Annotated in this window: 9 protein-coding genes and 1 pseudogene; 4 read left to right on the top strand and 6 right to left on the bottom strand. The window is 43.9% G+C overall.

Annotated features, from left to right (window positions below):
• The first annotated feature begins 4 nt into the window (after positions 1 to 4).
• Positions 5 to 1,540, top strand: a complete 1,536-nt coding sequence (locus V7L31_RS01660) for a DUF1800 domain-containing protein (RefSeq protein WP_334694648.1) — start codon at positions 5 to 7, stop codon at positions 1,538 to 1,540.
• A 150-nt stretch (positions 1,541 to 1,690) separates the two neighbouring features.
• A complete protein-coding gene (locus V7L31_RS01655) occupies positions 1,691 to 2,923 on the top strand; it encodes a DUF1501 domain-containing protein (protein WP_334694647.1) in 1,233 nt (410 codons plus the stop codon).
• A 172-nt stretch (positions 2,924 to 3,095) separates the two neighbouring features.
• Here V7L31_RS01655 and V7L31_RS01650 read toward each other — a convergent pair whose 3' ends face one another.
• Positions 3,096 to 5,252 (bottom strand): polyribonucleotide nucleotidyltransferase, encoded by a 2,157-nt coding sequence (locus V7L31_RS01650; protein WP_334694646.1) that lies wholly within the window; start codon positions 5,250 to 5,252, stop codon positions 3,096 to 3,098.
• Positions 5,253 to 5,353: 101 nt separating this feature from the next.
• Positions 5,354 to 5,899 carry a GNAT family N-acetyltransferase gene (locus V7L31_RS01645; RefSeq protein WP_334694645.1) on the bottom strand — a complete coding sequence of 182 codons (546 nt, stop codon included), beginning with the start codon at positions 5,897 to 5,899 and terminating at the stop codon, positions 5,354 to 5,356.
• A gap of 143 nt (positions 5,900 to 6,042) precedes the next feature.
• Between V7L31_RS01645 and V7L31_RS01640 the strand changes: the two genes are divergently transcribed.
• Together V7L31_RS01640 and V7L31_RS01635 are read left to right on the top strand one after the other, a co-directional pair.
• On the top strand, positions 6,043 to 9,282 hold the full coding sequence (locus V7L31_RS01640) for a DEAD/DEAH box helicase (RefSeq protein WP_334694644.1): 3,240 nt from the start codon (positions 6,043 to 6,045) through the stop codon (positions 9,280 to 9,282).
• A gap of 95 nt (positions 9,283 to 9,377) precedes the next feature.
• Positions 9,378 to 10,214, top strand: a complete 837-nt coding sequence (locus V7L31_RS01635) for an SWIM zinc finger family protein (protein WP_334694643.1) — start codon at positions 9,378 to 9,380, stop codon at positions 10,212 to 10,214.
• Between the two features lie 61 nt (positions 10,215 to 10,275).
• On the opposite strand, the gene V7L31_RS01630 is transcribed toward V7L31_RS01635, so the two are convergent.
• The 4 genes and pseudogenes from V7L31_RS01630 to V7L31_RS01615 all read right to left on the bottom strand — a co-directional run.
• The gene (locus V7L31_RS01630; protein ID WP_334694642.1) at positions 10,276 to 10,911 is read right to left on the bottom strand and encodes a Uma2 family endonuclease; all 636 of its coding nucleotides are present in this window, start codon (positions 10,909 to 10,911) and stop codon (positions 10,276 to 10,278) included.
• A 27-nt stretch (positions 10,912 to 10,938) separates the two neighbouring features.
• Positions 10,939 to 11,124: a PCP reductase family protein gene (locus V7L31_RS01625; protein ID WP_190934553.1), complete on the bottom strand. Its 186-nt coding sequence runs from the start codon at positions 11,122 to 11,124 to the stop codon at positions 10,939 to 10,941.
• A 128-nt stretch (positions 11,125 to 11,252) separates the two neighbouring features.
• Complete coding sequence (gene psbC, locus V7L31_RS01620) at positions 11,253 to 12,644, bottom strand: photosystem II reaction center protein CP43 (protein WP_334694641.1); 1,392 nt, start codon at positions 12,642 to 12,644, stop codon at positions 11,253 to 11,255.
• A pseudogene (locus tag V7L31_RS01615) lies at positions 12,628 to 12,762 on the bottom strand (photosystem II D2 protein (photosystem q(a) protein)); the annotation flags it as partial. The pseudogene V7L31_RS01615 and the gene psbC, both read right to left, overlap by 17 nt.

The raw sequence follows: 12,762 nt of genomic DNA, 5'->3' as shown, positions 1-12,762 counted from the left end.
CTCTATGAGTGTAAATCCTAAGTATTGGGTATTGTTGCTGTTGATATTACTGGGGTCAATTCTTCCTAGTAATGCAGCCTCCACACCTGTTGACCCAAAAGTATTACATATAATTAATCGCCTCAGCTTTGGCCCTCGTCCGGGAGATGTGCAAAGAGTGGAGTCTCTGGGTGTAGAGCGATACATTCAGGAACAACTCTCACCCGAATCGATTCCCGAACCGCAAAGTCTCACCAGCCAACTCAAGCAGCTAAATACTCTCTACTTGAATCCGGTGGAACTCTCAGAACATGAGACAACTAATCTTCCAGGACAAAAACCCACCCCGTCAGAAAGAAAAGCTGCCAATAAATGGGCGAAACAAGTGCTAGATGAGGCAGTCCAGGGGCGATTATTAGAAGCAACTAACAGTAAGAGACAACTCCAGGAAGTGATGGTGGACTTTTGGTATAACCATTTTAATGTGGATGCTGCTAAAGGACGCGATCGCCTCTGGGTGGGAGCTTATGAACAACAGGCGATTCGACCTTATGCTTTGGGTCGTTTTCGTGACCTGTTAGGGGCAACAGCTCATCATCCAGCTATGCAGTATTATCTGGATAACTTCCAAAATCGGGCTGACAACCACCCCGATGCTCAAGGTAATATCCGCGGCTTGAATGAGAACTATGCCCGCGAACTGATGGAATTACACACTCTCGGCGTAGATGGAGGTTATACTCAGCAAGATGTAATTGCTCTGGCGCGGATTTTAAGTGGTTGGGGTTTCAGTCGTCCCAGTCAACAGACAGATAATACTTTCGGATTTTACTTCAATCCAAAGCGTCATGATTTTAGTGACAAAGTTTTCCTGGGACACACAATTAAAAGTGGTGGTGAATCTCAAGGGGAAGAAGCTTTAGATATTTTGGCTCACAGTCCGGCAACTGCACGTCACATCAGCTATCAAATAGCTCAATATTTTGTCAGCGATCTTCCCCCAACGACTCTGGTAAACAATCTCACACACCGCTATCTGGCCACTGATGGTAATATTCGTGAGGTTCTTAACACCCTATTTCACAGTCGGGAATTCTGGGATGCCAAAAACTTTAATGCTAAGTTTAAAACACCCTATCAATATGCGATCTCTGCGGTGCGAGCCACAGGTGTGGAAGTAGAGAACACAAGACCAATCTCCAATCTGCTGCAACAGTTGGGAATGCCCCTATACGGTTGCCAAACTCCAGACGGTTACAAAAACACAGCAGATATGTGGTTAAATCCTGATGCAATGAACCGCCGCCTCAGTTTTGCTGCGGCGATCGCTAATGGCAATTTACCCTTATCAACCATCCCTACAAATATAGAACAGAGAAAGCAAATCGGCACAGGGCAAAGACCTTTACAAAAGTCTCCCAGTATTCCTGTAGATGCTTGGCAACTAACCAATACATTGGGCAATTCTTTGTCAATGAAAACGCAGAATGCGATCGCCTCTAGTTCCCCTCAAATCCATAGTGCTTTAATTTTGGGCAGTCCAGAATTTATGCATCGTTAGTTACAGTTTTTGCCGGTTTTGCCAAAAATTAATTATCAAGGCTCTTTTTTTGGCTAAGGTATTGGTCTTTAGAACTAGGTTGTTGACATAGCAGTTCTAGCTGAGACACAGAAGCGAATTTGAAATAGCCATAGCTCAGTAATTTTAATTATGAAAAGACGTGACTTCCTAATCCAAGGTGGAATTTTTTCAGCTTCCGCGATCGCAACCATAAGCAGCAATGCTTGGATAGCTAGATCCGCTACCCCAAACAGCGATCAGAAGCGCTTAATTGTAATTTTCCTCCGGGGAGCAGTAGACGGTTTAAACGTCGTGGTTCCTTACTCAGAGACAGCCTACTATCAAGCCCGACCGCAAATTGCTATTCCCCAACCAGGGAAGGAAGGGGGAGTAATAGATTTAGATGGACGCTTTGGCTTACATCCAGCATTAGATTCTTTGATGCCTTTTTGGCAACAGAAGAGTTTGGCCTTTGTCCATGCCTGTGGTTCTCCCGATTCAACTCGTTCTCACTTTGATGCTCAAGAATACATGGAAAGCGCTACCCCTGGTGATAAACATACTCAGGATGGTTGGATGAATCGTTTACTAGGGGTGATTTCTCAAAAAACACCCATCCAAGCGGTAAGTGTCGGAGAAACAACACCCTGGATTTTTTCTGGACGGATGCCTGTAGCTAACATAGCATCAGGTAGAAATGCTAACAGACCTCTGCCAATAGATCGTCCTCAATTAGCAGCAGCATTTGACCAACTTTATGACGGTAATGATGCCTTAAGTCAGACCTATCACCAAGGACGAATGGCGCGTCAGGCGATCATGGATGACCTAGATAGTGAAATGAAAATGGCCAATAATGGTGCGCCTTCACCTGATGGCTTTGCCAGCGATGCCCAACGATTGGCACAACTAATGCTCAAAGACCCCAGAATTGAGTTAGGGTTTATGGCTCTGGGAGGTTGGGATACCCATGTTAATCAAGGCAGCACTCAAGGACAATTAGCTCGAAATCTCAAAAAATTGGGTTCGGGTTTGGCCGCTTTAGTTGGAGGTTTAGGGAGCGTTTACCAAAATACGACAATTGTTGTGATGTCGGAGTTTGGTCGTACAGTCAAGCAAAATGATAATGGTGGTACTGACCACGGTCACGGGAATGTTATGTGGGTTTTGGGTGGTAATATTCGCGGTGGTAAAGTTTATGGTGAATGGCCTGGTCTATCTACAACCCAACTTTACCAAGGTAGGGACTTGGCTATTACTACTGATTTTCGGAATGTGATCTCTGCTGTGTTGTCAGATCATCTGCATCTCAACGAAGCAAAATTGAATCACGTCTTGCCAAATTACGTTTCTACCGAGAAAGTAGCATTAATTATCAAGTAAATTTATTCCATAGTCGTTGAAAAAATTTGCAGGTATCAGTTTCATTAATTCGATTCTGATTATTTTCTCTTAAATAAATTTTGTGCAACTAATTTAGAGAAGCATACGGCGATGCCTTCACAGTAGGCATCGCGGATTTTAGATTTAATCTAATCTAAAATCCCAAATCGAGTTACCGATTCACCGCCGCAGCCTCTCTTGCTGCTGCTGCTTGATCTGGGTGGATACCCAAGCGGGTAAGATTAATCCGACCTTTGTTATCAATTTCGCGCACTTTGATAATCACTTCATCGCCCACCGCTACTTCATCTTCAACTTTACCAACGCGGTAGTCAGCTAGTTGAGATATGTGGATCATGCCTTCTTTTCCAGGCAAAAATTCCACAAATGCACCTATCGGTATAATCCGAGTAATGCGTCCTGCGTAGACATCCCCTTCGTGCAACTTGCGGGTCATGCCTTGGATGATATTTCTGGCTCTCTTGGCCTTGTTCTCATCCACAGCGGAAATTGTCACGGTGCCATCATCTTCGATGTCAATTTTTGCACCAGTTTCCTCTGTGATCCCTTTAATAGTCTTGCCTCCAGGGCCAATTACCAAACCAATCATGTCTGAATCAATCTTGATTGTTAACAGACGTGGGGCATAAGGTGAGGTTTCAGTCCGTGGTGTGTCAATGCAGGCGAGCATTTTCTCCAGAATATGCAACCGGGCTGCTTTGGCTTGGTGGACGGCTTGGGCAATCACCTCCAAAGACAAACCGGAGATTTTCATATCCATCTGCAAGGCGGTAATCCCGGTATCCGTTCCGGCAACTTTGAAGTCCATGTCGCCTAAAAAGTCTTCAATGCCTTGGATGTCGGTCAGGACTCGCACTTCGTCCCCTTCCTTAATCAGACCCATTGCCGCGCCACTGACGGGTTTGAGAATTGGTACACCAGCATCCATCAGGGCGAGGGTGGAACCGCAGACTGAACCCATTGATGTGGAACCGTTGGAGGAAAGTACTTCCGATACGATGCGAATCACGTAGGGAAATTGTTCTTTTGACGGTAGCACAGGGATTAGCGCTCGTTCTGCCAATGCCCCGTGACCTATTTCACGCCTTCCTGGGGCGCGCATTGGCTTGGTTTCACCGACTGAGAACGGCGGGAAGTTGTAATGATGCAGATAACGCTTGTGCTGATCTAGCTGCATATCATCGTTGAGGTTTTGAGCATCCCCAGGTGTACCCAAAGTACAAGTGGATAATACCTGAGTTAGTTCCCGATTAAATAAACCGCTACCGTGGACTCGCTTTGGTAAGACATCAACTAAACAAGAAACCGGACGCACTTGATCGAGTTTACGACCATCAACGCGGACGTTATCTTCGATGATTTGTCGCCGCATGAAGTGTTTGGTAATATCTTTAAAAGTGTTACCAAGTGCCTTCTTATTTGCAGTTGCAGCAACTCGAATGGGGTCTTCTTCTGACAGTTCGGTAATCGTCGCGGCAATTTCATCCTTGACGACATCTAAAGCTGCATCGCGTTCGGGTTTGGTCAAACTAAATTGAGACAGGATTTTCTTAATCTGACCGTTGGCGCGATCGCGGATATAATTTTCTAACGTTTGGTCTACTTCTGGTGGTGCTTCTTGCACTATTACTAGACCAAGTTCGGCAATTAAATCTTGCTGCGCTTTGATTAAGTCCCGCACTGCTTCATAACCAAAATCAATCGCTTCGAGAATATCTCGCTCTGGCAACTGATTGGCTCCCGCTTCCACCATGATCACGCCGTATGGTGAACCTGCTACTATCAGATCCAAATCTCCCGCTTCGGTTTCTGCATAAGTGGGGTTAATAATGAAATCATCTCCCACTAAACCAACCCGCACTGCTGCCATTGGCCCATTAAAAGGAATCTGGGCAATCAGGGTAGCAATGGAAGCGCCTGTAACTGCTAACACATCGGGTGGAACTAACTCGTCCATCGACAGCGTTAAGGCAATAATTTGCAAGTCATCCCGCAACCATGACGGGAACAAAGGACGCATGGGACGGTCTATAAGACGGCTGGTGAGAATTGTTTTTTCTGGTGGACGACCTTCGCGCCGCATGATCCCGCCGGGAATCCTACCAGCGGCATATAGCCTTTCTTCATAATCTACAGTAAGAGGAAGAAAATCAATGCCTTCTCTGGCTTGCGATCGCGTAGCCGTCACTAAAACGGATGTGTCCCCTGATTCTATCAAAACCGACCCACCTGCCTGGGGAGCTAATAGGCCTACTTTCAGTCGAATATCCCTTCCATCGAAGGATATTGACTTATCAACTTCTGCCATTCAGTTTTTTTTCCTTCTCTTTCGCTATTCTCTTTCTGTGGCAATCCTAACATTTATGCCCTATGGCTGACTTCTAGTACATACAAAGATAGACAAGTCGTTTAACCCAAAGTGTGATACAGGATTAGCGCTTCTACCACCTGCCCATTTTCTAGCTTCGCCGCACCCGGAATTCGCCTAATAATCTCAAATCCTAACGACTGCCAAAGTGTAATTGAAGGTATATTAGTTTCAAAGACCAAATTAAACATCACTGCTTCGTAGCCCAGGTTTGCTGCGATTGAAAGCATAGCCTCTCCCATGAACCGTCCTATACCCTGACCGCGTAACTCAGGTTGTACAATAAAACCAGCGTTGCAAATATGGCTACACCGACCGGGAAAGTTTGGCTTTAAATAAAACGCCCCTAATATTTCTTTTGATTTGTGTGTAGGATCTACAACAGATGTCCTGACAACAAAGGCATCCTTACTTAACCAGTAAGCTGAAAATTCTGTAGGAGAGAGAGGTTGCTTTTGGGGATAGGTTTTACCTTCAGAAATTACAACATTGAGCAAGGCTCTGACAACCTCCTGTTCTTGAGGATGCATATAATCCAGTTCAACTAATATGCCATTTTTTAAGACTTTAATTAGAGGAAAATTCATTTATTAACAATGTGTATGTAGAATAATTACTTAAATATTTATTATATGAGAAACTTATCCAATAAATCTTCTTAAGAAGATGCAAAAAGTAGAGTAATTGTAATTTTAATTCTAGAATTTTGGGAAATCTGAGTAGTTAGCAAATGGCGATTTTACACTGTAATTGGTTACTAGAAAATCAAAATGGTAGTTTATTTATTTGGGGGGAAACTTGGCGATCGCCACGAGTAAATTCCGAGTCCAATGGATCTGGAGATATACCCCTACATCCATTGGCAATGACATCAGTGGAGTTGAGTGAGTGGTTGCCTTCCCAGAATATGGCAATTACCAACTTCATCCAGAAACCCCAAGTTGCCATTGCAACTACTGGGCGAACGCGCAAAGCCGCCAGTGCGCCTGAGATAAGTTTGCCAACGCACTCTCAAATCATTGCCCTACCAACTTATATAGAAGGTAGCGATAAAGGAACAACAGCAATTTTCCCTGTACATTCTGCCAGCTTGGGGGAAAATACAGACTCGCCACAATATTTACAACCGTGGCGAGTTGAGGGTTTTTGTCTCAACCCCAGCGAAGCAGTAAAATTTCTCGCTGCTGTTCCCTTAAGTGCTGCGAAAGGGGAAGATGCCTTTTTAGGTGGAGATTTACGTTTTTGGTCGCAAGTTGCCCGCTGGAGTTTAGATTTGATCTCACGGTGTAAGTTTTTACCAACAATTGACCGAGAATCAAATGGTGTATTTGCTGCTAAATGGCAAGTACTTTTAGACAGTGCAGTAGATGGAACCCGCCTAGAAAAATTTTCTGCAACCATGCCGTTGGTTTGTCGTACTTATCAAGAGGGACTGGGGGCTGGAGAAGAGTTTTCCCAATCCCCAATCCCTAATCCCCAATCCCTATTTTATGTAAACTTCCCCACCGAACCTCAAAAATTACTTTTGGGATTTCTTAACAGTACAATAGATGCCCAAGTGCGAGAAATGGTGGGTTCTCAACCTGCATCTTTACCAGGTGGGGTGCGACAGTGGTTGCAAGCGTTAACTAGTGCATCTCATACAGTTAATGCAGATGCTATTGAAGTGGAACGATTGGAAGCGGCATTGAAGGCCTGGACTATGCCGCTACAATACCAATTAACTCTTAAAACTCTATTTCGTACTTGTTTTCAATTGCGTTCTCCTGAATCTGGCGAAACGGATTGGACGTTGGCATATTTTCTGCAAGCAGCTGACGATCCTGAGTTTGTGGTGGATGCGGCAACTATTTGGAACAATCCAGTTGAACGATTGGTTTATCAAAATCGGACAATTGACCAACCACAAGAAACATTTTTGCGAGGTTTGGGGGTAGCTTCTCGATTATATCCAGCGATCGCACCCAGTTTTGAAACCGAATATCCCCAATCTTCTCGGATCGCGCCCATTCAAGCTTATGAGTTTATCAAAGCTGTAGCTTGGAGATTGGAAGACAGTGGTTTGGGAGTAATTTTGCCTCCCAGTTTAGCGAACCGCGAAGGATGGGCGAACCGTTTGGGTTTGAAAATTACTGCCGAAACCCCAAAAGGAAAGCAGGGACGTTTAGGGTTGCAGAGTTTACTAAATTTCCAATGGCAATTGGCAATTGGCGGACAAACTATTTCCAAAGCTGAGTTTGATAAACTTGTGGCTTTAAATAGTCCGCTAGTGGAAATTAATGGCGAGTGGGTAGAATTGCGTCCCCAAGATATTAAGACAGCCCAAACATTTTTTACCACTCGGAAAGACCAAATGGCCCTTTCCCTGGAAGATGCTTTGCGTTTGAGTACAGGAGATACTCAGGCAATTGAAAAGTTACCAGTGGTCAGCTTTGATGCTTCTGGCGCATTGCAAGAGTTGATTGGGGCGTTAAATAATAATCAAGCGATCGCACCTTTACCCACTCCAACGGGCTTTAAAGGGCAGTTGCGACCCTATCAAGAACGTGGTGCTGCTTGGCTATCTTTCTTGGAACGTTGGGGCTTAGGTGCGTGTCTCGCAGACGACATGGGACTCGGTAAAACCGTGCAGTTTATAGCTTTTTTGCTACATCTCAAAGAACAGGATGCACTCGAAAATCCAACACTGCTAGTTTGTCCAACTTCGGTTTTAGGCAACTGGGAAAGGGAAGTCAATAAATTTGCACCTAGCCTGAAAATTTTGCAATATCACGGTGACAAACGCCCAAAAGGTAAAGCGTTTTTAGAAGCCGTAAAAAAACACGATTTAATCGTTACCAGCTATTCACTTCTTCATCGAGATATTAAGTCATTACAAAGTGTCTCTTGGCAGATAATTGTTTTAGATGAAGCTCAGAATGTGAAAAATCCAGAGGCAAAGCAGTCAAAAGCAGTACGGCAACTAGAAGCGACATTTCGCATTGCATTGACGGGGACACCTGTAGAAAATAGACTGCAAGAATTATGGTCTATTTTAGATTTTCTCAATCCCGGATATTTAGGTAATAAGCAATTTTTTCAGCGTCGGTTCGCCATGCCAATTGAAAAGTATGGTGATACGGCTTCTTTAGGTCAATTACGCTCATTAGTACAACCATTTATACTGCGGCGATTGAAAAGCGATCGCGACATCATTCAAGATTTACCAGATAAGCAAGAAATGACCGTATTTTGCGGTTTAACTGGCGAACAAGCTGCACTTTATCAACAAATTGTCGAACAATCTTTAGTCGAGATAGAATCTGCTGAAGGATTGCAACGTCGAGGGATGATTTTAGCTTTACTAATCAAACTCAAACAAATCTGCAATCACCCAGCCCAATACTTGAAACAGGCAACATTAGAGCAACATAATTCAGCCAAACTTTTGCGGCTAGAAGAGATGTTAGAAGAAGTTTTAGCAGAAGGCGATCGCGCTTTAATTTTCACACAATTTGCTGAGTGGGGTAAATTACTTAAACCCTATTTAGAAAAACAGCTAGGGCGAGAAATATTCTTTTTATATGGCAGTACTAGTAAAAAACAACGTGAGGAAATGATCGACCGTTTCCAACACGATCCTCAAGGGCCACCGATTATGATTCTTTCTCTGAAAGCGGGTGGTGTAGGATTGAATTTAACACGAGCAAATCATGTATTCCACTTTGATAGATGGTGGAATCCAGCCGTAGAAAATCAAGCCACAGACCGAGTATTTCGGATTGGTCAAACTCGGAATGTCCAAGTACATAAATTTGTTTGCACAGGTACTTTAGAAGAAAAAATTCATGACATGATTGAAAGTAAGAAACAACTGGCTGAACAAGTTGTAGGTGCTGGTGAAGAATGGTTAACAGAACTGGATACAGACCAACTTCGTAACTTACTAATACTCGATCGCAGTGCAGTAATTGACGAGGATACAGAATGAGTTCGTAGTAAGGACTTTAGTGCTTGATTTGAGCGCTAAAACACTCACTACGAACTCGCACTAATATAGCAGACTACTAAGTTTTGAAATTTATTATGACTAATTACACATTACAAGCAAGTCGAGAATGGTGGTCACAACAATGGCTAGATTTGCTAGATTCCTATCGCTTTAAAAAACGTTTGGAACGTGCGAGAAATTATGCTCGTCAAGGAAATGTTCTCAGCATCGAATTTAAAGGTGCGAAAGTATTGGCTAGGGTGCAAGGTAGTGAAGTCGAACCTTATAAAGTTTCCCTTTGCCTTGAACCATTTACCGATGAACAATGGGGTTATGTAATTGAAACCATGTCCCAAAGGGCAATTTTTGCTGCCAAACTACTAGCAGGAGAAATGCCACAAAATATAGAAGAAGTGTTCACCGCTAATGGTCTTTCGATATTTCCATTTACCCTTGCTGATGTTCAGAGTAAATGCTCTTGTCCTGATAAAGCAAATCCCTGTAAACACATTGGGGCGATATACTATCAGTTAGGCGATCGCTTCAGTGAAGACCCCTTTGTACTATTTCAATTGCGCGGACGTTCCAAAGAGCAAATTATCAGCGATTTGCGTAAATTACGTAGTGCCAAGATTGAACCAAACACTACAGAAACGCCCGATATTCAACAGTCAATTCCTAATAACAAATACTCGGTAAAAATTGATTCTTTCTGGCAATACAATGAGCCACTAGAGTCATCCTTGGTAGTAATTGCACCGTCTACTAGCGAGATAGTTTTAGATGTATTAGGAGCAATACCTCTTGCGAAAGAAGAGGAAAACGCAGTAAATTCAACTTCAAGTGATGTGGTAATGAAATATTTAAATACAGTTTACAGAAATGTCAGCCAGAAGGCTTTTTTAGCAGCAATGAATGTGGGAGGAAGTTGATATTAATTAGTAGTTCGTAATGGGCTACGCCCCGTTACGCTAACGTAATTCGTAAATTATGTTAACTGGGTAGTTCACCTTTTCTCACCCATTCCCGAACCGCCTGACGAATTGCCCGTCTGCCATTTGCCCGATTTTGCTCAATCAGTTTCGGCAGATCCCGAATTGCTAAAGTAGGAAACACCAGACTCTTCTCTGACTCGACATATTCCCCATTTTGCAAGAGATAAATCTTTAGTTCACCGGAATCATAACACCAGAGTTCTGGTACTCCCAGGCGGGCATAAATGGGAAAACGATTTAGAGACTTGCTGGTAACATCAATTTCCAGTGCCAAATCAGGCGGTGGGTCTTGTCTCAAGTCTAGATCCAATCTACCCCGAATCGCAGCTTCATTCTGGAAATAGAAGCAATTATCTGATTCTACCCCTGCCATTCGGCTTTCTCGCTTCCAAGTAGTCGAACCAAAACTTTCATAGTCCAAATCCAGCACATCAGCGATTTCTTTGACCAAATCGCCAATTACCTCTTTGTAATGTTCGTGTTCTGGTAAAGGTGTCATAATTTCTAAAGTAGTGCGATCGTAAGCTAACCTTGCTGCCCGATGCTCTCCCAAGTCTTTTAGAAGATTTTCAAACTGTTCCCAGCTAATGTCATAAAGCATTACTCGGTCTGCTCGATTTTTGGCGACTGTCATTGTTACGACCTCCAAAATGTAAATGTTTTACTGTCCAAACTCAAGCCTAGCCTGTTCTACCAAATCAGCGGTGACAAGCTCTTGTCCTGCTTCACGAGCTAGTTGTTCAATTCTGGCTTTAGCTTGAGAACGGACAAAAAAGGGGATATTTTGTAACTTTTCTTTAGCTTCAGATGTCCATCGTAAAGCATCAATAAAATTGGAATCGCTCATGATATTAATTACCTTGGTAAGTTGCTCAGTTTATCAATAGATTACTAATTCTCCTATAAAAAAAGCCCTTGCTTTTATGCAAGAGCCTCTAAATTATTTAGTTGTCAGTGATGAAATAAACCTTAGAACTAGTCGAGGTCATTCATAAACATCACTGGCTCAGTATCACGGTTAATTCCTTTCTCAAAACCACCAGCCGCAGCCCGTGCGCGACCAGCGTGCCACAAGTGACCAACTAGGAAGAAGAATCCTAGTACGAAGTGAGAAGTTGCCAACCAAGCGCGAGGAGATACGTAGTTGAAGGAGTTAATTTCGGTAGCCACACCACCCACGGAGTTCAAAGAACCCAGAGGAGCATGGGTCATGTATTCAGCAGCGCGACGAGCTTGCCAAGGCTGAATATCATTCTTGATTTTTTCCAAATCAAGACCATTGGGGCCACGTAGAGGCTCCAACCAAGGGCCGCGGAAATCCCAGAAGCGCATGGTTTCACCACCGAAGATGATTTCACCAGTTGGAGAGCGCATCAGGTATTTACCTAGACCTGTAGGGCCTTGGGCAGAACCGACGTTAGCACCCAAGCGTTGGTCACGAATCAAGAAGGTCAAAGCCTGAGCTTGAGAAGCTTCTGGGCCGGTAGGGCCGTAGAATTCGCTTGGATAAACGGTGTTGTTAAACCAAACAAAGATGGAGGCGATGAAGCCCATCAGTGAAAGAGCGCCCAAACTGTAGGAGAGGTAAGCCTCACCAGACCAGATGGATGCACGACGTGACCAAGCAAAAGGCTTGGTGAAGATGTGCCAGATACCACCAGCAATTAAGATAAAGGCAATCCAGATGTGACCACCAACGACATCTTCCAAGTTATTAACGCTAACAATCCAGCCTTCGCCACCAAAGGGAGACTTGATTACATAACCGAAAATAACGGCTGGGTTCAATGTTGGATTGGTAATAATCCGAACATCACCACCGCCTGGTGCCCAGGTGTCATACAATCCACCAAAGAACATTGCTTTTAGCACTAAGAGCAATGCACCGAATCCCAAAATAATCAGGTGGAACCCGATAATGTTGGTCATCTTGTTCTTGTCTTTCCAGTCGTAACCAAAGAAAGAAGAATATTCTTCTAAGGTTTCTGGGCCACGAACGGCATGATAAATACCGCCAAAGCCAAGGACGGCTGAGGAAATTAGGTGGAGTACACCGACAACAAAGTAGGGGAAGGTGTCGATGACTTCACCACCAGCACCAACACCCCAACCCTGACTGGCGAGGTGAGGTAACAAGATCAAGCCTTGTTCGTACATAGGCTTTTCAGGAATGAAGTGAGCGACTTCAAACAAAGTCATTGCTCCAGCCCAGAATACAATCAAACCAGCGTGAGCAACGTGAGCGCCCAGCAGTTTACCAGATAAGTTAATTAAACGTGCGTTACCAGACCACCAAGCAAATCCAGTGGACTCTTGGTCGCGTCCAGCGCCGCCTAAGATATTTGGTCTATTAGAGAGCGTTACCACGTGGTAATACCTCCTCAGGGAATACAAATTGTTCGTGGGGTTGATCTTGAGGAGCCATCCAAGCGCGGATACCCTCGTTCAGCAAAATGTTTTTGGTATAGAAGGTTTCAAACTCAGG

It is taken from the genome of Nostoc sp., assembly GCF_036916655.1.
In the GTDB taxonomy this organism is placed as follows: domain Bacteria; phylum Cyanobacteriota; class Cyanobacteriia; order Cyanobacteriales; family Nostocaceae; genus Nostoc.
This window is presented reverse-complemented; position numbering and strand designations above follow the sequence as displayed.